The organism is Methylobacterium persicinum, from assembly GCF_022179525.1.
GTDB lineage: Bacteria > Pseudomonadota > Alphaproteobacteria > Rhizobiales > Beijerinckiaceae > Methylobacterium > Methylobacterium persicinum.
The window spans coordinates 45441-65673 of sequence record NZ_BPQX01000017.1 but is presented as its reverse complement, the minus strand read 5'-3'; the positions used below and the strand labels follow the sequence as shown (position 1 = coordinate 65673).

The following is a 20233-nucleotide window of genomic DNA, read 5'->3' as shown; positions in this document are numbered from 1 at the left end:
CTTTTGACACAGCCTAGACCCAAGCCAGTCAAATAACTCGATCCGCTTCGGCCTCGAAAGCAGACGCCCCCACGCTCCAAATCAGTGCCGACCTGCGGACGCCAAGCTGATACGGTCAACGATCTCGATTGCGCCCCGACTGAGTTCGATGAGACCTGCCTCGGCCCACTGTCCTAGAAGGCGGCTGACCACTTCACGTACGCTGCCGACGTCGTCCGCCAACTTCTGATGGGTCACGGCAATGACGCCACGCGGGTCGGCTTCAGCCAGGAGCCGTTGGGAAAGACGCTGCTTCAGCGGGGCGAACGCGACCTCGTCGATCAGCGTGAACAGGCCGGACATCAGCCGCGTGTAGTCGTCCATGACGAAGCTGCGGAAGGCGGAGCTATCGTCCATCAGGTGCTGGAACGTGCTCACCGGCAGGGCGGCGAGTTCTGTCCACTCCTCGGCTACGCTCTGGGCCGGAAAGTTGCCGCCGGACAGGAGGCATTGCGTGGTGAGGGCGCAGGTGCCGCCGGGGCCGACCTTGTAGATCAGCACTTCACGCCCGCCCTCCGACATGCGGAAGATGCGCGTCCGCCCCTCCAAGCACATCAGGTAGTGGGCGCATTCGCCATCGAGTTCGTACGCGATGGCCCCGGCGTCCAGCACCGGGAACTGTACGGTTCCCCTGGCGATCTGAAGGTGAGCCGGGCTGAGCGCCTCAAGGAGCGGAAACCGGTCGATCCAGCGCTCGACTTTCTGCGCGTCCGTCATGACTGGCGTCGTCCCCGGCCGTGACGACGGGCTGATCGTCCGGCTTGCGTTGCGTTTTTCTCCCGCCGCGCCGGACTTGTGTGACCTGGGTCACCGACCGGGTGCAGCGACCCGGCATAGCATCGCGGCACAATGAAAACGATACGGGCGCCGGCGATGTGCGGCACCCGATGGGAGTAAACCGATGCGCCGCCTCGCCCTGAGCTTCATGCTTGCTGCCCTCGCCGCCAGCCCGGCTTCTGCCGAGCAGGATCTGCTGCTCGGGGCCGACATGACCTCCCCCGCAATGACGAAGGCAGAGATGAGCCGCACCGACGTCGAGGCGCTGATCAAGGCCGCCGACGGCAAACCCGTCGACCTGCACGACAAGGCTCTGTCCGGCCTCGACCTCTCCGGGCTCAATCTTCGCGGCGCCAATTTGCGGCTGTCGCGCCTGAACAAGACCAACCTGCGCGGTGCCGACCTCAACGGGGCGAACCTCGAACAGGCGTGGTTCCTGAAGGCCGACCTGTCCGGTGCCAAGCTCGCGGATGCGAAGATGTTCGGCATCACTGCCCGGGACGTCAACCTCAGCGGTGCGGACCTCAGCCGGTCCATGCCGATCGGCGACTTCAAGGGCGCCAACATGAGCGGCGCGACGTTGGTCGATCTCAAGGGAGGCGCCGACATCAAGAACCAATCCATGGGCCTGATGCGGGCGGTGTTCACCTCGGTGAACCTGTCGGGCGCCAACCTGAAGGGGGCCAACCTCGGTCGATCCCGACTGGAGTATGCCAACCTCAAAGACGCTGACCTGACCGACGTGGTGCTGATGGGCTCGGACCTGTCCGGCGCGAACCTGACGGGTGCTACGGTCACCGGTGCCGACTTCAAGAACGTCGACGTCGACGCCGCCAAACTGATCGACCTCAAGGGTCAGGCCGAGGCCAAAGACTGGTCGGAGCGTGTGAATGCCGACCGCGCCGTCACTCAGGCGTCCAACTGATCATCATCCCCCGCACCCACTCACTCCCACGGAGATAAAAGCTCATGACCACCCGCCGCATCCTGCTCGCCGCATTCGCCGCCGCCCCCATGCTGTTCGGCACTGGCGCCATCGCTGCCGAGATGACTTACACGCCGGCCGCCTTCGAGGCCGCCCAGAAGGCCGGCAAGCCGATCCTCGTCCACATCACCGCCCCGTGGTGCACGACCTGTGCGGCGCAGAAGCCGATCCTCGCCAAGCTGGAGGCCGACCCGAAGTTCAAGGACCTGCAGGTGTTCGACGTCGACTTCGACAGCCGCAAGGACGTCGTGAAGCAGTTCGGCGCGACGATGCAGAGCACGCTGATCACCTACAAGGGCGAGAAGGAAACCGGACGCTCGGCCGGCGAGACCAAGCCTGAAGCGATCTCCTCGCTCCTCGACAAGGCGATCTGAGGCCACGCCATGGTCACGAGCTTCGGCCTCGCATTCCTGGCCGGCATCCTCTCGGTGCTGTCCCCCTGCGTGCTGCCCCTGCTGCCGCTGGTGCTGGGTGCGGCAGCCTCGGAACATAGGCTCGGTCCGGCAGCACTCGCTGCCGGCCTCGCCCTGTCCTTCGTGGCCATAGGTCTGTTCGTGGCGACCGTCGGCTTCGCCATCGGTCTCGATGCCGGCGTCTTCCGAACCGGCGCAGCCGTCATGCTGATCCTGGTTGGCCTAGTCCTGATGGTCCCGGTCGCCCAGACGCGACTGGCTGTGGCTGCAGGGCCAGTCAGCAACTGGACCGAGAGCCGGTTCGGCGGCTTCTCGACCTCGGGGCTGCTCGGCCAGTTCGGCGTCGGCGTGTTGCTCGGGGCGGTGTGGAGCCCCTGCGTCGGCCCGACCCTCGGGGCGGCCTCGCTTCTGGCCTCGCAGGGGCACGATCTCGGAGCTGTTGCGCTGACCATGCTGTTGTTCGGCCTCGGCGCGGCTCTGCCGCTGCTCCTGCTCGGCACGCTCTCGCGTGAGGTGCTGATGCGCTGGCGCGACCGGATGATGGGTCTGGGTAAGGGACTAAAGGCCGCCCTCGGCCTGATCCTTGTGGCCACCGGACTGATGATCGCAACGGGGTACGATAAGGTGGCCGAGACTACTCTGGTCAACATCTCGCCGGCATGGCTGACGAACCTGACCACCCGCCTATGATCGCGAGCCAGACGCGCGGTAGATCTGTGCTCTTATCATCCGATGATTGGTGCCATCACGGGGGGGCAGCATGAACGCTCGACGATCGCAACACGACCGGCGTGGCATCTTGTTTGGGTTCGTCGCGCTCTACGCGCTCGCTGCAAGCCTGCGCGCCGGACCCGCTTCCGCCCTGGAGATAGCACCGCGTGGCTACTACGCAGATCAGAAGGTGGTCTACCAGAACGACGGCGGGACCCCGGATAATGCGGCCTACTTCAAGCGTCTCCTGGGCAACCTGAAGAACCACGTCGAGGCTGTGGGCATGGACCACATCCAGGTGCGGGTGGTCGACTTCGGCGATGGCGTCGACCTCTTTAAGATGGCTTCAAATGACCCTAAGCTCGCCAATCAGATCGACGCCCTGAAGGCCGAAGGCGTCAAATTCCTGATCTGCAACAACACCCTGACCCAGCGAAAGATTGATTGGCACGAACTCCACGGCGTTACGGAGGCCGACATCGTTCCCAGCGGGGTCGCCGAGATCGTCCGGCTTCAGGGTATGGGTTTCGCCTACGTCCACCCTTGATCAATGCCCTTTCGGATTACCAAAGGCCGTCCGATAAAGCGTATGCAGCTTCAGTCCAGTCTTACATGCCCGTTCTGCAGCCATCAGGCTACAGAGACGATGCCGACCGATGCCTGCCAGTTCTTCTACGAGTGCACCGGCTGCGGCGCGCTCCTGCGCCCGAATGCAGGCGACTGCTGCGTGTTCTGTTCCTTTGGTGATGTGCCCTGTCCGCCGATCTAGGAGGCCCGCGGAAGCGGCCAGCCAGCGGCCTGCTGCATGGGATCATAGCGACGAGCCCAGCCGTTCAAGCTCACCGACAAGCTCGGAAGTAGACCTACTCAGAACCTGTTAGTGGTCGAGGGCGGGTGCGATGGTGACGTCCGCTTCCATGTATCGCCACTCGAAACCGGACCAGCGGAAATCCACCCATTGCGGACCCTCGGCGCAGGAACCGAGCGCCGGATGTCCACCACCCGCGGTGCGAAAGCCTCAGGCAGCCGATGCGGCCGCCAGCAAGTGAGGCAGGCCTGAAGACCGGGCGCGGCGCCGTCGGGCGAATTTGCAATTTATCGCCGTCGCGTTGACGAACACAGGCACCGTCGCGGCTCTTGACCCGGGTTCCGCTTCGCGGCCCCGGGACAGTGGTGCGGCTTCCAAGGGCGGGCCGGCTCCCGGCGATGCGTGACTGTGGGAGCCGGCGCCGGTCCGCCGGAGGTGGTGTCGCCCGCTCCCGCTTCCGTGACCGCCGGTTGCCGGCGCGGGGCTGTCGGGGACGGGATCGATCCCGTAACACTCACCGGCAAGCCGGCGAACAGGCGTGGTCGCGACGGTGATCGCTGCCGTGTGGCGCAGGAGCGGGGGCCGCGGAGGAGTGCCGGCGAGGCGCTCTTGGCGCGCGATCCAATTCGGCCGTGACCGCACCGCGTCGGTCGGGCTGATGCTTTGGGGGGAGACACACCATGGGGGATCCGATCCACGCGCCGTGCGGTGCATTCGGGCCGAGCCTCGACCGTCGCCGGCTCTTCCTGGGGCTCGCGGCCCTAGGTGCGGCTGGCACCGCGCACGGGGCGGACGCGCCCGCCCGAGCCTCAGAGCGCCTTGTCGTCGGCAACACCAGCGCGCCGCCGACCTCCCGCTTCCATCCCTCCTTCGTGAAGGATGTAGGCCTGCTCACCGACCTCAACCCGACCAACCAGGGCGGGGCGTGGTGGAACTTCGACACCTACATCACGCCCCTGGAGCAGTTCTACATCCGCAACGAGTACCCGACGCCCCGCGCCGAGCTCGACGCCCGGGTCGATCCGCGCCACTGGCGCCTGAGGATCCACGGCGACGCGGTCGAGCGGCCGATCGATATCGGCTACGACGACCTGCTGCGCATGCCCTCGCGCTCCCTCATCAGCGTGATGCAGTGCGCGGGCAACGGGCGTTCGCTGTTCTGGGAGCAGCAGGACATGCTGGCGGCCCCTGAGAAGGTCACCGGCAACGGCTGGGGCCTCGGCGGGGTGGGCCTCGCCGAGTGGCAATACGTGCCGATGAGCCACATCCTCGGCCTCGTGGGCCTGAAGCCCAACGCCAAGGCGTGCCTGTTCTGGTCGGGCGTCGACGGGAAGGCCCCCAACACCGAGTCCGATACGGGCCGGCCGATGCCGATCGAGGAGATCGTCGCGCGCGCCGACGACATCGGCCTCGCCTTCAAGATGAACGGCAAGCCGCTGCTGCCGGACCATGGCGCGCCGGTGCGCGCCCTCGTGCCGGGCTGGGCGGGGGGCGCCTCGACCAAGTGGCTCACCGAGATCAAGATCGCGAGCCACGATTTCTGGGTCCGCCTCAACACGATCGGCCACGCCAACATCGGGCCGGCGTACCCGCCGCCGGTGCCTGGCCCGAACGACGAGTTCCGCTTCGTGAAGCCCTCGGACGTGCGCGGCGTGCCGGTGGCGTGGCACGTAATGCGCTCGATGCTCACGGTGCCGTTCGCCCTGTCCAAGCAGCCGCAGTTGCCGCCGAACTATCCCCTTTTGCCCGCGGCGAGGCGCCGGTGCTGCCGGCCGGGCAGCAGGCCCTGCGCGGCTACGCCTGGGCGCCGCAGGCCGGCGTGCGCCGGGTCGACGTGCGGGTCAACGGCGGCCTGTGGCAGGAGGCCCGCCTGATCGACCCACAGCCCAACCCCTACACCTGGCGCCGCTTCGAGATCGCCCTCGACCCGCAGCCGGGCGAGGCGGTGATCGAGACCCGCGCGATGGACAACCGCGGGCAGGTCCAGCCCGCCACCGTGCCGTTCAACGAGGGCGGTTACGACTTCGGGGCGATCCCGAAGTTCCGGGTGCGCTTCGCGTAGCCGGTTCCCCGATCCGGCGCCGGCGATGGATGCGGCCCGGGCGCTTCCGCGCGGAACGACTGGGCGCTCCGCTCATCGGACGGGCCGCCGACGCTCCCGACTTCTCGGATGTCGTACGGGACGGGTGAGTACCTCGGCGTCGCACCTTCAAACCGAGAGAGCGCCGATCGTTTTAATGTGCCTCATTTAACAGCCACGGATCGGAAGCGGGAATGGCACCACGTCCGCTTCCGTCCATACCCGCCCGAAAGCGGACGAGCCGCTGTCCACCCGACCCAGCCATTCGAAGCCGCCTGCTCACGCAACTGGAGCTGGCCGATAGCGGAACAGCCGCTTCGCCGCCTGTTTGCCGGAAAAGCCGACGGCCTTTTATCGACCCACCTCCAAGATTCTGAACGCCATTCGATTTTCAGTCATCGTGCTTCGCTTCATGCCTGATCGCTCCTGATCCCCTGCGGCCCGAGATAAACGGGCGCCACACATGCAATCCCGTCACAGTCCAGAGGTTTTTACTGCATTGCCAAACTCAAAGCCTTGGCAGTAACCGTGCGTCAGCCTTAGGTTGAGAAATAACAAGATCACTGTGTTCGGTGGGCGCCAGCAATTTGGTGACGAGAATATGCGACCCACTCACTCTGGTGTCGCATCCGCCAGCCGAGACGTCGCCTGTTCCGGAACGGCAAGTAAAATTAGCGACGCGCGTTGACCGGCATTGGATCGTCGCGATCGCCAGCCTTCGGATCTCGGCCGATGCGCCCATGGCGCGGACCGTAAAATTCTTGGCGCCGCTGCTACCTCAGGGCGAGGTCTGGACGATCCACTTCGTCGCCGGCCTTGGCCCGTTGTTCGGTCTCAGCGTATCTCGTCTACCTCGTTCGCGGCCGTTTGGCAGAGCGCAACGGCCTGTTCCGCCCGCGCGTGATCTTCGTGAGCGGCCGCGCGAATGAAAGCTGCCCGGGAGGCTCGCTGGGGCAGCATCAACGCCCCTCAACCGGGCGGTCTCCGCCATCCCCCTCGTCCTGTTAGTCACCGGTATAGCGCAGCGGCAGTCATTGCGCCGGCGTGACAGCGGCGCTTGTTCGCCCATTAATTCCCTCCCCGTATCCTTGAGCGGCCACCTGACCGTTCCGGATACCGCGAAGTATCATGCGTCTGCCTCTCCGCCGTGACAGCCGACTGATTGGTTTCTCGTTTGGTGCGCTCCTCAGCGCAGCAACGTACGCCGCGCCGGCCCATGCAGACGGAGGCAGCATCGGCCTCGCCGACGCTTACGGCGGGACCACAATTGGGACCAATCTGCTCGCGATCGGGGGCCGCAACGCGTCGAAACCCAGCGCACCGACGTCCGGCAACGCGCTCTTCTTAGGCAACGCGCTCTTCTTAGGCAACGCGGATCTCGGCGGCAGCGCGGTCCCTACGCCTTCCGGAACAGACAACGCAACGACCGTCCGACAGACGGGCCGGCACGCCATTTTCAATGTCGATCAATCGGGGACGGGGAATCGCTTGAATGTCACGCAGGGCGACCTCGCCATGCTACTCGTCAGCCTGACCGGGACCCAGAACACGATCCGGTTACTTCAGGTTGGGCAGAACGAGACCGCGACCATCAATCAAGACGGGTCATACAACGGCGTAACCGGCATACAGACCGGATCCGGCGAGAAGGTTACCATCACACAATCCGGCACCCGCAGTTTTGTGGCCTACACGCAGAGCGGAACGGGTTCGACTTTGACCGTTCGCCAACGGTGATCCGCGACGCGGCGAACGATGGGCCGAAGGCTGGCCGGTCGCCGGCCCGGATGTGAGGCTGACGGACTGCATCGTGCCCTGAAACGCGGCACCGATTGCGGTTTCGCGCCGGTAGATTATTGATTCAGCTGAATCGTATCAGACGGCTTTTGCCTTGTGGTCGGGACCGCCGCGCGGTCATGCAGCCAAGCGTCGGAACGCGTTTCCGCCGGTACCTGAGGCACATTCTTTGGCCGCACTTCCGGTTGCACCGAATCCGGCGCGTTGGTGGGAAGCGGGAGCGTATTCGATGATCGGAGACTCTGCGGGCCGAAACTGTCGACGCAGCGCTTCAGCGCAACTGGATCGGGCAGCAGCGTGCAATCGTTCACATTGCCCGGCGTCTGTGCGGAAGCGCCGAAGCCCGTCACGCAGAGGATGAGCGCGACTCTGAATTTCATGGTGTCCCTCGCAAACGGATATGGGGGGTCGCAGGTCCGCACTTACCGGCCGGTGGGATTGACCTGAAGAATTTCGATGCTGTTCGGTTCCCCGGGTTTCGGCTTGCGCTTCGGGGGCGGCAGGGCGACGGGGGCGGCAGGTCCGCCGGGCTGCGGCGGGGCGGTCGCCACGCGTCCGCCCTGGGGGGTCGGCGGCAGGCCGCGTCCGTTCAACCGGCCGAGGCGGACCGTCACGCCCTCGACGCGCTGGGTGGCCGAATTGAAGGCGCACTCGTACGTGATGCGGACCCATTCCCGTTGCGGGCTCATGAAGCGGATTGAATCTCCCTTGTAGCGCACGACGGCACTGCCGGCCGCCGGGGGATCGGCCTCTTGGAAGATGCCGCCATACGGACGCGTCAGCCACTCGAAGTCGAAGGGCGCTTCATTCTCGATCCGGGGCGAACAGGATTGCGAGGCCCGTTCGGCCCCCGCGCGAACGCATGCCGCATCGCAGCTGGACGGTCGCGCCTCGGCGGTCGCCGGGCTCTGGGCTGACGCGGGCGCCTCGGTCTTTGAAACCTCACCTTTGGGGGCCTCGGCCTTCGGCGTTTGCGCAGACGCGGCCATCGCCCAAGCCACCACCGGATAGACGGCGAGGCAGGCGGGCACCCACCGCCGCAGGTCATGGCGCCTCCGGCGCCAGCCACCGGAGCGCGGGGACCCGACCGGGCGTTTCAGGTCGAACGGGATGCCGGGCGTTCTCACTAGGGTGATCCTCACGACAGATCGGGCAGCGATCGCGCTACACGGATGGCTTTACTGGCTCAGAATTGAATCGGGGATTATTTCGGAATGGGTTTCCAATACTTTTCAGTGTCGGGCTCGATGCAGCTTCGGGAACCTCGCGACAAGGACGACGTTGGGCCGACAGGTTAGGTCGACAGCTGTTGACAGACGGCGCCCACGATCGATCACCGTGCAGGCCGATCATCTCCTATGTTCAGAAAGCTCATCCTGTCGTTCCTTCTCGTCCTGGCATCGGTCGCAGGGGTCCGGGCGCAATTCATCGAGCGGCGCAACGTCCCGGTGAACATCAACGACTGCACGTTCGTGCGCGACCCGACGATCCTTCGCGATTGCATCGACCTAATACAGGGTCAGCGGCTCGGGCCTCCCATCGATCGCAGTCCGTCCGATCCGATCGTCAGTTCGAAGCTCCTGCGGCAGGCTGGCCCCATTCCGGCTGGCAACCGCCGAGCCGATCGCCGGGAGCGTGCGCGCTCGCCGGTCCGGCCCGTTGCGTTCGATCCGGTGCGCGTCGAGCAGGTCGCGCCGCTTCGGCGAGGCGCGCGGGCTCAATAGGTCCTCCTCACGATGCAGGCGTTGGAATGGCCGCCGACCAGAGCGCACAGCTCATCTTCTGATCGGGCCGTGGCGTCGAAGCGCCGTGCTTCGATGCTGCGGGGACCGGCCTTTCCGGCCTTGAGGCGCGGGGTCGGCCGTTCGGCCGGGGGATGTAGCGACAGGGCGCCCGGCATCGGCAACCGAACCGCCCATCCCGGGCCGGCCGGGGCCATCTGGTCCGGTCCGCGTTCCAGGGAAACCCACCGTCCGGCTGGCGCCCAACCCTCCACCGTCCGGCCGGTCACGATCTGCACATAGTCGCGCGTCTCCTGCGGAATGCCGGACTGGCCGGCCAGCCACTTCTCGACCCGTCCGGGGCCGGCGTTGTAGGCTGCCGCCGCGAGCCCGAGACTGCCGAAGCGGACCCAATGGTCCCGCAGCAGCTCGGCCGCCTTGATGACCGCTTGGCTGGGGTCGAACGGGTTGGTCAGGCCGCGTTCCAGAGCCGTCGCCGGCATGAACTGCGCGATTCCCAAGGCGCCCTTGGGACTGATCGCGTCGGCCCGCAATCCACTTTCCTGACGCAGCAGGCGGTAAAGGAAATCATAGGGCACCCCCGTACGGGCGGCGGCGTCGGAGATCAGCGGACTGAAGCTGACGTCGCGATGCCGAACGGGCCATGCGCCCCAGAGCGCGGTGGCGGGCTGGTCGGGGCCCGCCCCCTCCGTGAGCGATAGCATCGGCTCGGAGGATGCGGGCCGATCGCTGTCGCGCAGGGCAATGTCGCGAAGATCGATCGCCGCGATGGGACTGGAGAGGGCCGCCTTCGGTGCAGGCTTACTCTCGGTCGCCTGATCGGGTACGTCGACGGACGCCGCCGCCATCCGCGGCGCGGCGACGCTGTTGCCGCGGACCTGCGGGATCAGTGCGAACGTGGAGAGTAAGGCGGCCGCGGCGAGCGCGGCTGTCAGGCGGACGGTCATGGTCAGTTCTTCGCCGTGACGACGACCTCCCGTTTCGGCGCCTGGGTGACCGCCTCGACGGGAACTTCCCCCTTGTCGCGGAGCAGGTACTCATCGACCAGGAGCCGTCCGACGCCGGGATCCCGGAAGCGCCAGAGGCCTTTCTTCACGCCCTCCATGACGGTCGAGTAGACGGCGAGCTCGATCGCCTCGCGCACCGCCATCTGGGTGGGCTCGTTGCGGGTGATGCCCGCATCAACGGCCAGCAGCTTGTTGAGGGCGGTGTAGCGGTAGGTGCTGGCATCCAGGGCGACCGAGTAGATCGTCTTGGTCACGGTGACGTTCTCGAGCACCTCGGCGGTCTGCACTGATACGATCCGCATCCCGACCGTGACGATGTCCCGGCGATACTTCATGTCGCCGCCGATGCCGAGGTAGCGCGCACCGAGGCCGCCGGTGATCGTGTTGGCGTCGTAGGCTAGGATGCCGCCCTCGACGATCAGGCCGGCGAAGCGGACCGGGGGCAGCGGCTTGGCGTTCTCGGGCGCGAATTCCGTGCGCGTGGCCCGGATCAGCTGGCGCTCCTGCAGCACGTCGGCGAGGTTGGCGCGTTCGACGACCCGGAACCACGCGCCGTTGCCGGCCCGGCGCAGGGCATCGATCACGAAGGCCGCGCCGCCCTGCGTCACCGCGCGCGAATACTCGGCGATGTTGTCGTTAGGCTTGTTCTGACCGGTCAGATCCGGAAAGTTGTAGACCGCGATATCGACGCTGCGCGACGGCGGCGGCAGGCTCGCCAGATTGAACCCCGTCGTCGATTGCGGCGTGATGGTGGGTGCCTCCGACAACGGGTCGCCGAGCCAGGACCCGGTAGAGCACGAACTGGTGGTAAATACGGCCGCGGCCAAGGCAGCACAGCGCAACATTTTGCAGACCAAAACAATATCCCCCCGCCTGATGCATTTATAGCTTTCAATGCTATACTTAAAGCATCAAGTTTTAGATTTCATTATGGCCCGGCCGGGACGGTGACTTGCGTGATTGTCTGGCCGTCGTTGATCGTGACATTCACGTTCGCACCATCGCGCACGAACGAAATGGACGTTCCCTGAAAGCTGAATTGGCCGCTGTTCTGCGCGTTCTCGCCGAAGATCGCGGAGGTGATCTTGTTGGCAAGGGAGCTGTAGAGCTGTGACTGCAGCTGCTGGGCAAAAATTTGGCCAGGCGTCTGCCTCTGCTGCTGCTGCTGAAGCGTGCTTTGGATGGTGGACCGACGCTGCTCCTCGCGTTGGTAGAAATTCTGCGCCGTGGCCTCAGATTGCAACCATGTGCCGTTGAGCGGGCTGCCGCCGAAGGCCGGGTTGACCGGCTGGTAGATGAGATTGCCGGCCTGCGCTCCAGAGGCGGCGAGGGCGAGCAGCGCCGTGACGGCGGTTAGGCTGGTGCGCATCTTCAGTCCTCTGACAGACCCGGCTTATCGGCTCTGGACCACGGATACCGCTTTGCCGACTCCGCCCTGCGTGATCGCATTGCTCATGCCGGATCCGATTTGTTGGCTCGTCACAGTTGCGCCTTGGCCAAAGAGCTTGATGTCGGAACGATTGTTGTCCCCGATTTGCTGGACGCCGACAGTGTTAGAGCCGATCGTGGTGATCGAACTCGTATTGCCGGTGCCTGTCTGGATGAGGGACAGAGCGTTCTGATCGCCGCGCAGCGTCGCGCTCGCCGTGTTGGAAGAACCGAGCTGTTGCGTCATCGCGACGGAGCGGCCCTGCTGCTCAAGGTTGAGCGCATTGGATTGCCCCGTCTGCGTGACGGAGGCCTGGTTTCCGCCAATCGAGAGAAGCGGGATCGGGATGGTCTCGCGGCCGATCACTGCGTATTCCTGAGCCGGCGCGGCCATTTGCGCCTCGGGGGTCAGGACCGTCTGCGCCGCGGCAGGGCCGGCACCGAACAGACTCACGAGCGCCAGTGCAGCGCGACCTTGAAGGGTTGCCTTTCTAAAGTCTCTCATGGACATCCTCGCATTCGGCGCGGCTGTCGCCGGACGCTACCAGAAGGTGAGCAGTGTAGCCGCCGCCCGCCTCGACGCTGAGAGCCAGATGTCCGATCGGACTCGCCTCAGAAGGCTTCGCCGTGAACGTTCCGCCCTGATTGAGAACAGAGGTGCCGGCCGGCCCCTTCTTCACGACCCGGAGCTGGTAAGTACCCACCTTAACTTCGCTTGCGAATACCAATCCCGTGATTGATACGGTCGCACCCTGAACTTGCTGGGTCAATTCACAGCGCAGTCCCGGAGGATCAGGGGGAGTGGATAACGGCATACTGTGACCTCGCGGATACAGCAATGAGGAGGGCCGCACTAGTCAGCGCGGCCCCCACACGGATCTACGCCGCGTAATTTGTCTCTATTGAGACGATCAACGCTGCGTGACGGTCAGACGGTTTCCGCTGCCGCTCTGACCGTAGCCCACCGTGTTGGAGTTGTTGTACTGCGACACGGTAGCGTGATTGTCCTGTCCGATCTGCTGGCCATTGATCACGTTGTTATCGCCACTCTGAAGCAAGGTGGCCTGGTTCCGGATACCGTCCTGCGTGGAGTTAACGTAGTTGCTGTTGCCGTTCTGTGTCACCATCAGCATCGCCAAGTCGCTGCCAGACGTCTGGTTGCTGAACACCTGGTTCGAGTTGCCGACCTGGCTGGACGTCATGCTGCCGCGCGACCCGTACTGATCGTTCCTCAGATAGTTGCTGTTACCCTGCTGCAGGACATCGGCCGTGTTGCCCGAACCGCGCTGCGTGTTGAACAGCTGATTGTAATTTCCATTCTGATAAGCGGCCTGCTGGTAGGGATAGCTGAAGTCAGATCCCGGCCCGCGCAGAGCGTTGTTCTCGCCGCCCTGCGAGGAAATTGCGTAGTTGCCGGTGCCGGCCTGCTGGAGGCTGGCGTAGGCGTTATAGCTGCCGCTGTCCTGCGCGATTGAAGCGTAGTTGCCGTCTCCCTGACGCTGGAAAATGGCGGCCGTCCCAGCGCTGCCGTACTGGCTGGAGTAAGCCTGGTTGCTGTTTCCGTCGTACTGGAAGGTATACGCCTTGTTGTTATTCCCGTATTGAGTTGCTTGGATGACGTTGCCGACATTGGTGCCGGAATTGAAGTAATTCTGCTGCCCGGCATCGACGCGGTTGTTATTGCCGGCCTGCGTCACGGTGATCGAACTGAACGCTTGATCATTCTGATAAGCGCTGGCGTAGTTCTGATTCTGAAGCGAAGTCCCCGTCTGCGTGACCGAGATGCTGCTGTTGTTGGTCGTCGAGGCCTGGTTGGTTGCCACCTGGTTGCCGTCGCCCGACTGGCGCACGGTCTGCCGGTTGTCGGCGCCGCTCTGGATCAAGCTGAACTCGCCGCCATTGGAGCCGTCCTGGCGCAGATCAATGGTGCTGCGGAGGGCGTTGGAATCCTGCTTGATCAGGTTGCTGGCAGTGGAGTTGTCATTCGCGTCCAGGAAGACGCGGCCGGAGACTTGACCATTGTTGCTGCCGTTCTGCAGCAGTTCGACCCGGCCGTCCCGGCCCTGCTGCAGCACGTTCGCGGTGTTGTTCGTGCCAGCCTGCGAGCCGACATCGAAACCGAGGGCGTTGCTGGTGCCGGTCTGATTAACGGTCAGGGCATTGCCGTAACCGGACTGCTGGAACGAATGGCCGTCGTAGCCGACATAGTTGTTGCCGCCATCGCCAGCAGTCACAACACGACCATTGTCGCCCGAATTCTGGTTGATGACGATGCTGCCACCAGTGCCCGACTGGTCAGTATAAGACTTGTTGCTGCCAGCGGCGAAGGCGGCACCCGCGAGAGCGCAAGCGGCGACGCCCATGGACAGCCCGAGAAGATGCTTTTTCATGGAATGAATCTCCCTTGAAGACTTGAAATTTGTTGGACGCGCCGTCTCAATGGGTGCGTCAGGTGTCGTTCCGGAACATCCACTCCGATCGAACCTTAAGCATCCAGTAACCGCTTTCTCCGAGGTGTCCAGCCCAGAGATGCGGCCTACGCAGTATTCGCGCTTCGCAGAGACTAATTTGCAACATCGAATACTTGTAATCGCCGGTCGATTGACTGCTATGCAAGGAAAAATACGCGCAGCACCCACATTCCCGGGCGCTGAGCTGCGCACAGGTCGCGATCGAACAAACTGGATTGATTAATTCCAGCCCTACACGCGGACTTGCCGCGATCCGTCTGCAGCCTAGACTGCATTCACAGCCTGATAACCATTGCGAATCGATCTGTCCAGCGGAATTCGATGCAACGGATAGTTTATGATCTCGATATACTGAGGGTATCTGTTTTGAAGATTTGCAGATAGCGAAATGCGATTATCAGATCTGATCATTAACAGTAGTCGCCGCAATCGGAACCTAACAGCTAAGTTTGCCGTGGCTCAAATCGAATTTAACTCGATGAGTAAGAAATTTAACTTTGTTTGGCTCGGTTCGAATTGATTGGAATACGATTATTTATGCAGCCTACCTCAAGTGCTGCAACGCGCCGTCGGGGAGGCTGCGCCGATCACGCGAACGGGGGCGATTCGAACGCCGCGCGATGGCGCCGCCGATCGGGGCGGGTGGCCTCAGATCCGCAGCACCGGCGGCAGTGGCTCAGCCAGGAGTTGTGGGGGACGCCTATGACCGAATCGACCGGTCCGCTGCAGAGCTGGACCGCCTGCGGCGGGCGACATTCGAGATGTGGCTCAGGGTCGGCATTTCGGCGAAAGTTGGCGCCGGAGAGCGCGGCGGCCTCGCGAACCGGTGCGGCCTGCCCCTCGACACACCGTAAGGGAAGGGTTGAGTGCGTTCCTGATTGTCCGCGTCGGCCTCGTGCGGGCGACAGCGAATTTCAGCTGGCAGGCAGCCAGCACCAGAGGATGGATGTCCGCCCGTCGTTCGGCTCGGGCGGATATACCTGCACCGACGCCGAAGCTGCGACCCCCACTCCGAGTCCGTCAGCGGGGCTCCTCGCTCCGCGAACGCGAGCTTCCAGCGGGCCATCGCTTCCGCTCGCATTCAGAGGCATGGATGTCGGCCGGGCCGCGAGCGGTACGTGATGACGGCCTGCTGGGGGCGGCCCAGCATCGGGCTCGACTTGAAGGCGAAGGCCAGCATTTCACGAACGGCGCCGATCTCGTCTTGCACCTGCGGAAGGTGGTCGGACACGACTCGTAAAATGGCTACATCGCGTCAGCGATGGCCTCGATCTGCGCCAGCACCGCTTCTCAGCAACGTCGGCATGACCGGCGCGTTGTCGTAACCGACTAATCTGCGCACCGTAGGCAGGATGGGATTCTCGCCGTTCGCCAGCAGCTTCGGGCAGGCCTCAGCCTTTTCTTGGGGTAGCCTTCAGGACGCTGACGCACTGTCCGCACGGTAGCCATGAAGCCCCAACCGATGAACGGGAGCGTCTCGCCGGACACGATGCGTCCCCTCGCCGACTGAGGGGTGCCGATGACCATGAACGAATAGACGCAATACCGTTCGAGCTCGCGCCGCTGGTGCGTGGTCTTGGCATCTTCGATGGCGAGCGAGCAACGGGCCGGTCATCGGCACGGCCATTCGATCGGCTCAAAGCGGAGGGCCGGAAGTGAAGAGAAGCAGGCCTATTGCTGAGATCGCGCCGATGTCTGCTTCGGAGAAGTCACCAAACGCGACTGAGCGGCCGAGATGGGCGCAAAGCAGCCAGCCAAACTTGGCCGTTATCTGACTGCTTTGCGCCCATCCCGGTCGTTCATACGGGTTCGACGATCTCCCGTTAGCGGACGCGGCCCGCTGCGATGGGCCCTTCACCTAAGGGCGGTGAGGGTGATATCGGCGCAAGAAGTGGTGCCGTCATGCCGACGATGGCTGTAATTTTTTGTTCAAAGCCGGTGAAGTCACGCGCTCGATACTTCCAACATTGAAACCGAAGGTCGTCGCCGGCATCTTAAATCCGTCCGAGGGTAGGAATGCGAAACGTCGATCGCGAACCGAAGTGCGCCTCGACGAACGCGCAAGTCCGCGGGTCGGGCGATGCCTCCCAGTTATCGCGTCAGGCTATCTCTGAGGTCTAAGACTCAGATCGGCTTGATGACACCCTGCATTCCAAACACGGTTTCTTGTGCGAGCGATCAATCTCAATCGGCCCGGTCGAAAGCCAGCCGGTCACGTCACGACGCGGTTAAAGGAACGACACGACCAGCACGGGTGTCCGCGCGAAGGAACAAACGTACCCGCCGCGATCCGCCCTCGGGTTGTCGGTTCGTGGCGCGATTTGGCGGCACGACGTAATCCTTTGTGTAAGCCACGCATTCCCGATCTGGCGAGAGCTGGGAATTTGCGACCGCTTAAGTGACCTTAATCGCTCAAAAAATTTAATGGAGCGGGCGATCGGGATCGAACCAACGAAATTCAGCTTGGGAAGCGGACCGATAAGAAGGTGTCGACGTCAAGCGCCTGACGTCGCAAGCTCGCGCGCGGCCCAGGTTAACAACCTTATCAGCACGGTTTCAGGTCGCGAGTAGCCCCGGTTTAAGGAGTGCCAATATCTTCGCGAAGCGACACTGGGGACGGTGCGGAACCATTGCTTCGCAGCAAGCGAGAGGCGTGATGGAGGCTCGCTTCAAATGCCATAGAAGCGCTCGACCGAAAGAACGGAGTTTCCAGGTAAGGGCCGCCAGCGGAGGTGGGTGCGATCCTTGGACCCGCCGGACCTTCTGCGACCCAAATGCGACCCAGAGATGGATTACTTCGAGCGTCGCTTTCAAATCTGCACTTAAGTTACTGAAACCTTTGGTAGCGAGGGAGGGATTTGAACCCCCGACACAAGGATTATGATTCCTCTGCTCTAACCAGCTGAGCTACCCCGCCCCAATGCGCCGCCGGCCCTCAGGGGGCTCGACGAGACCGGCGGGGTATAGGGAAATGGAACGCCCGGTGTCAACGGGCGCCCGGACCATTCCGACTCAATTCGCGTGGGCGCGTGGACGGGTCAGCGCGGCGGCGAAGGCACCGAGGCCGAGGCCGAAAACGGCCAGCCCGAGCCAGGCCGCCCCAGGCTCCCCGACAAGCCATGCCAGGGACAATGATCCCGTCCGGCCGGTGAACGCGTCGATGGCGGCAAGGCCAACGCCGACGAAACTCTCGCCCACCAGCAGCCCCGACGCGATCAGGATCCCCCGACGCCGGGACGGATCAAGGGCTTCGGAATCGCGCCGTCGCAGGTACCGCTCGCAGACGAAACCGAGGAGGCCACCGAGCCCGATCGTCACCTCTACGGAAAGGGGCAGATACATCCCGATCCCGACGGTCAGCGCCGGGAAACCGAAGCCCCGGCGCTTCAGAACCACCTCAAGCCCCACGGCGAGGACGCCCAGCAGAACGCCCAGCAGCAGCATCGGCCAGGGTAAGGTGGCGTGCACGATGCCCAGGGCGATCTGCGTGACGAGGGAGGCCTGCGGAACCGCCAGGGCCTCCCGCGGGTCCATGCCCGGCCGCGGCATGGCGCCGACGAAGCCATAGGCGTTGTAGAGCAGCGACAGGAGCGGCACGATCACCACGGACCCCACCGCCACCCCGAGCAACAGGACCGCCTGCTGGCGCCAGGGTGTCGCTCCCACGATTTGCCCGGTCTTCAAATCCTGCAAGTTGTCGTTGGCGATGGATGACGCCGTGACCACCACCGAAGCCGCGAGCAGCACGGTCGCCAGGGCGAAGCGCTGAAGGTCGGGATCGGCGGAGATACCGATCAGGGAAGGCACGACCGACGCGCCGACCATCGCCGCCAGGATCCCGATCCCCGAGATCGGACTGGTGGAGGAGCCCAGAAGCCCCGCAAGGTAACCGCATACGGCGGCCATCGCCGCGCCGAAGAGCAGACAGAAGAGGACGCAGGCCGCCGTGACGCCCGCCGTGGCCGGGACCGACAGGCCGGCCGACAGGCTGAAGCGCGCGAAGAGGGCGGCCAGGGGCAAGGTGAGGAGCAGGGCTCCCACCGCGACCCACCGGATGGGAAGGTCCCTCTCCTGCCGCGGCAGGTCACGGATGGGGCGGCCGGCAGCGGAGGCCGCCGTGACGATGCTCATCAGGATCGGCCGCGCCAGGGCGCCCACCGTCCAGAACCCGCCGACCGCGATGATGCCGGCGCCAACGAGGCGCACCTGCCCGGCCCAGACCGCCTGCGCCGCGTCCCCCGGCGTCCCGCCGACGGAGGGGCCGAAGGCAGTCAGCAGGGGCACGAGAATCCCCCAGGCGATCACGACGCCGGTCAGGAGGGCGAGGCAGGCACCGATCCCGACGAGGTAGCCGACCCCGATGAGGGCAAGGGAGAAGCCGCTGCCCAGGCTGAACGCGGCGCCGCGGACGGCAAAGGCCGTCAGCACGCCATCGGCGAGAAGACGCAAGCCGCTGGTGAGAAAGGCCACGAGGCCTGAGCCCGCCGCAGCGGTGAGGAGGACCGCGAGCCCACCCCTGCCCTCTTCCGTATGCCCGGCACGCAGGACCTCGGCCGCGGCGATCCCTTCCGGATAGGGAAGGTTGCTTCCCGACACGAGGGCGCGCCGGAGGGGGATCGAGAACCCCACGCCCAACCAGCCTCCCACGAGGCAGATTAGGCTCGTCTCCCAGAAGGGGAAACCGTGCCACGTGCCGATCAGCACGAGGCCCGGCAGGACAAGGATGACGTTGCAGAGGGTGCCCGCGGCCGAGGCCTGCGTCTGGACGATGTTGTTCTCGAGGATGCCGCCGCCGGCAAGACGCAAGGCTCCCATGGACAGGAGCGCGGCGGGGATAGAGGACGAGAACGTCATCCCCGTCTTCAGCCCCATGTAGATGTTGGCGGCCATGAACGCGACAGTGATCACTGCGCCGAGAATGAGGCCCCGTACGGTGATCTCGGCACCGTGGATCTCGCCCATCTGACCGCCCGTGACGGCCGCGACCTCGTTCCTGACGTCCATCACCCCTCGCCCATTGCCCCGCCCGGAAGACACCACGTTCCCGCTGACACCACAACGGGATGGCCCCAGGCGCCTCAGGCCCCTATCTGCGACGCCGGGCCCCACGCAGGGCTCGACCGGGAGACGACGACCATGAAGACGCGCGCCGCATTCCTCAGCCTGGGCTTCGCCTGCCTTACCCTGTCCGCCGCACAGGCCGCGGGCGAGTCGACCCGCTACACGGCCCATCTCGTTGGAACGAGTGAAGTCCCCAAGACCGAGTCGAAGGGCACAGGCGACATCACCGCGACCTACGATCCCTCGACCAAGCGGCTGAGCTGGAATGGCAGCTACAGCGGCCTGACCGGGCCCGTCACCGCGGCCCATTTCCATGGCCCGGCCAAGGCCGGCGAGAATGCGGGGGTGCTGGTGCCGGTGGACGCCAAGACGAGCCCCTTCTCCGGCGAAGCGACCCTGGACGACGCCAAGGCCGCGGATCTCAGTGCCGGGACGGTGTATTTCAACCTGCATACCGCCGCGAACCCGAAGGGCGAGCTGCGCGGGCAGGTCGAGGCGGCGCGCTAAGGCCGTCCCACGGGCCGCGGCGCTCAGGACGGGATACCCGACACAATGAAGCAACTTGAGGCCATTATCGCCTGGACGCCGGCCCGCTGGGCGGAGCTCCGCCCGGACACGGCCGGGCAAGTCACGGTGCTGCCCCTCGACGCCGCCGGGGAGGCCAGACGTTTCGCCATGCGGGCGGGGGCGAGTTCCTCCGCCCTCGCCACCCTGTCGGAGGAGGCGCGGATCGCGCGCCTGTTCATCGACTTCCAGACTCTCGTGGTCCGGGACGGGATCGACGTCCAGGCCGCCCACCGGGCCTTTCTGGCCATCGACGAGTACCGCTTCCGGATCGCCCCGGACACCGAAGGTGCGGAGTTCGAGGATCCACCCGAAGAGGACTGACGACCCTTCCGTCTGGCTCCCCCGCC

22 protein-coding genes and 1 tRNA gene are annotated in these 20233 nt (G+C 64.7%); 11 read left to right on the top strand and 12 right to left on the bottom strand.

Annotated elements, in window-relative coordinates; translation table 11 throughout:
• Positions 1-81: 81 nt before the first annotated feature.
• Entirely contained in the window at positions 82-756 is a 675-nt protein-coding gene (locus tag MFF22_RS07400) for a Crp/Fnr family transcriptional regulator (protein ID WP_238248322.1), read from the bottom strand.
• Positions 757-940: 184 nt separating this feature from the next.
• Here MFF22_RS07400 and MFF22_RS07395 point away from each other — a divergent pair, with 184 nt between their 5' ends.
• The 8 genes from MFF22_RS07395 to MFF22_RS07360 all read left to right on the top strand — a co-directional run bounded on the left by MFF22_RS07395 (position 941) and on the right by MFF22_RS07360 (position 7550).
• A complete protein-coding gene (locus MFF22_RS07395) occupies positions 941-1741 on the top strand; it encodes a pentapeptide repeat-containing protein (RefSeq protein ID WP_238248321.1) in 801 nt (266 codons plus the stop codon).
• Positions 1742-1785: 44 nt separating this feature from the next.
• Positions 1786-2175, top strand: a complete 390-nt coding sequence (locus tag MFF22_RS07390; RefSeq protein ID WP_238248320.1) for a thioredoxin family protein — start codon at positions 1786-1788, stop codon at positions 2173-2175.
• A gap of 9 nt (positions 2176-2184) precedes the next feature.
• A complete protein-coding gene (locus tag MFF22_RS07385) occupies positions 2185-2904 on the top strand; it encodes a cytochrome c biogenesis CcdA family protein (protein ID WP_238248319.1) in 720 nt (239 codons plus the stop codon).
• A gap of 70 nt (positions 2905-2974) precedes the next feature.
• Positions 2975-3472, top strand: a complete 498-nt coding sequence (locus tag MFF22_RS07380; protein WP_238248318.1) for a DsrE family protein — start codon at positions 2975-2977, stop codon at positions 3470-3472.
• Positions 3473-3514: 42 nt separating this feature from the next.
• On the top strand, positions 3515-3694 hold the full coding sequence (locus MFF22_RS07375) for a GDCCVxC domain-containing (seleno)protein (protein WP_238248317.1): 180 nt from the start codon (positions 3515-3517) through the stop codon (positions 3692-3694).
• 719 nt (positions 3695-4413) lie between these two features.
• Complete coding sequence (locus MFF22_RS07370) at positions 4414-5607, top strand: molybdopterin-dependent oxidoreductase (RefSeq protein ID WP_238248316.1); 1194 nt, start codon at positions 4414-4416, stop codon at positions 5605-5607.
• Positions 5553-5795 (top strand): molybdopterin-binding protein, encoded by a 243-nt coding sequence (locus tag MFF22_RS07365; RefSeq protein WP_238248315.1) that lies wholly within the window; start codon positions 5553-5555, stop codon positions 5793-5795. The genes MFF22_RS07370 and MFF22_RS07365 overlap by 55 nt, the downstream gene beginning before the upstream one ends.
• A gap of 1146 nt (positions 5796-6941) precedes the next feature.
• Complete coding sequence (locus MFF22_RS07360; RefSeq protein ID WP_238248314.1) at positions 6942-7550, top strand: hypothetical protein; 609 nt, start codon at positions 6942-6944, stop codon at positions 7548-7550.
• Positions 7551-7666: 116 nt separating this feature from the next.
• Here the strand turns inward: MFF22_RS07360 and MFF22_RS07355 are convergent, their stop codons facing one another.
• Together MFF22_RS07355 and MFF22_RS07350 are read right to left on the bottom strand one after the other, a co-directional pair.
• Positions 7667-7990, bottom strand: a complete 324-nt coding sequence (locus MFF22_RS07355; protein WP_238248313.1) for a hypothetical protein — start codon at positions 7988-7990, stop codon at positions 7667-7669.
• 42 nt (positions 7991-8032) lie between these two features.
• Positions 8033-8737, bottom strand: a complete 705-nt coding sequence (locus tag MFF22_RS07350) for a hypothetical protein (RefSeq protein ID WP_238248312.1) — start codon at positions 8735-8737, stop codon at positions 8033-8035.
• A gap of 321 nt (positions 8738-9058) precedes the next feature.
• On the opposite strand from MFF22_RS07350, the gene MFF22_RS07345 reads away from it, so the two are divergent.
• Positions 9059-9334: a hypothetical protein gene (locus tag MFF22_RS07345; protein ID WP_238248311.1), complete on the top strand. Its 276-nt coding sequence runs from the start codon at positions 9059-9061 to the stop codon at positions 9332-9334.
• Here MFF22_RS07345 and MFF22_RS07340 read toward each other — a convergent pair.
• The 9 genes from MFF22_RS07340 to MFF22_RS07305 all read right to left on the bottom strand — a co-directional run bounded on the left by MFF22_RS07340 (position 9328) and on the right by MFF22_RS07305 (position 19262).
• On the bottom strand, positions 9328-10299 hold the full coding sequence (locus MFF22_RS07340) for a lytic transglycosylase domain-containing protein (RefSeq protein ID WP_238248310.1): 972 nt from the start codon (positions 10297-10299) through the stop codon (positions 9328-9330). The genes MFF22_RS07345 and MFF22_RS07340 overlap by 7 nt on opposite strands.
• A gap of 2 nt (positions 10300-10301) precedes the next feature.
• Positions 10302-11126, bottom strand: a complete 825-nt coding sequence (locus MFF22_RS07335) for a CsgG/HfaB family protein (RefSeq protein WP_238248309.1) — start codon at positions 11124-11126, stop codon at positions 10302-10304.
• Between the two features lie 161 nt (positions 11127-11287).
• The gene (locus tag MFF22_RS07330) at positions 11288-11728 is read right to left on the bottom strand and encodes a curli assembly protein CsgF (protein ID WP_238248308.1); all 441 of its coding nucleotides are present in this window, start codon (positions 11726-11728) and stop codon (positions 11288-11290) included.
• Between the two features lie 24 nt (positions 11729-11752).
• The gene (locus MFF22_RS07325) at positions 11753-12292 is read right to left on the bottom strand and encodes a hypothetical protein (RefSeq protein WP_238248307.1); all 540 of its coding nucleotides are present in this window, start codon (positions 12290-12292) and stop codon (positions 11753-11755) included.
• Positions 12279-12602 carry a curli-like amyloid fiber formation chaperone CsgH gene (gene csgH, locus MFF22_RS24815; protein WP_370877617.1) on the bottom strand — a complete coding sequence of 108 codons (324 nt, stop codon included), beginning with the start codon at positions 12600-12602 and terminating at the stop codon, positions 12279-12281. The genes MFF22_RS07325 and csgH overlap by 14 nt, the downstream gene beginning before the upstream one ends.
• Before the next feature lie 96 nt (positions 12603-12698).
• Entirely contained in the window at positions 12699-14177 is a 1479-nt protein-coding gene (locus MFF22_RS07320; protein WP_238248306.1) for a hypothetical protein, read from the bottom strand.
• A 1162-nt stretch (positions 14178-15339) separates the two neighbouring features.
• A complete protein-coding gene (locus MFF22_RS07315) occupies positions 15340-15489 on the bottom strand; it encodes a hypothetical protein (protein ID WP_238248305.1) in 150 nt (49 codons plus the stop codon).
• A gap of 1609 nt (positions 15490-17098) precedes the next feature.
• A tRNA-Met gene (locus MFF22_RS07310) sits at positions 17099-17175 on the bottom strand.
• A 95-nt stretch (positions 17176-17270) separates the two neighbouring features.
• Positions 17271-19262 carry an OPT family oligopeptide transporter gene (locus tag MFF22_RS07305; protein ID WP_238248304.1) on the bottom strand — a complete coding sequence of 664 codons (1992 nt, stop codon included), beginning with the start codon at positions 19260-19262 and terminating at the stop codon, positions 17271-17273.
• A 132-nt stretch (positions 19263-19394) separates the two neighbouring features.
• On the opposite strand from MFF22_RS07305, the gene MFF22_RS07300 reads away from it, so the two are divergent.
• Together MFF22_RS07300 and MFF22_RS07295 are read left to right on the top strand one after the other, a co-directional pair.
• Positions 19395-19826 carry a CHRD domain-containing protein gene (locus MFF22_RS07300; protein WP_238248303.1) on the top strand — a complete coding sequence of 144 codons (432 nt, stop codon included), beginning with the start codon at positions 19395-19397 and terminating at the stop codon, positions 19824-19826.
• A gap of 45 nt (positions 19827-19871) precedes the next feature.
• Positions 19872-20207, top strand: a complete 336-nt coding sequence (locus MFF22_RS07295; protein ID WP_238248302.1) for a hypothetical protein — start codon at positions 19872-19874, stop codon at positions 20205-20207.
• The last annotated feature ends 26 nt before the right edge of the window (positions 20208-20233 follow it).